The 244-nt window shown below is 70.1% G+C and carries 1 pseudogene; it reads right to left on the reverse strand.

The features are described from left to right. Window positions 1–244, reverse strand: a pseudogene (locus BIV03_RS19765) (glycosyltransferase); the annotation flags it as partial.

Raw genomic sequence — 244 nt, forward strand, 5'->3', positions numbered from 1 at the left:
CGGGTCCGCCGCGTCGAGCGTGCCGGTGGCGGCGCCGAGGAACGCGCTGAAGCTGAAGAACCCGGGCCAGCGGTTGTAGATGTCGATCGACGGGTCGACGGCGCCGTGCTGCAGGATGTACGCGGTCACCGCGATGTGCTTGAACACCCACGGCGGTCGGGGCTCGGCGGCGATCAGGTTCGAGGTGCCGTACATGACGAGCAGGAGGACGCCCGAGGACACCGCGCGGACCACCACGTGGTGG

The sequence above is a fragment of the Curtobacterium sp. MCBA15_016 genome (assembly GCF_001865105.1).
Classification (GTDB): Bacteria; Actinomycetota; Actinomycetes; order Actinomycetales; family Microbacteriaceae; genus Curtobacterium.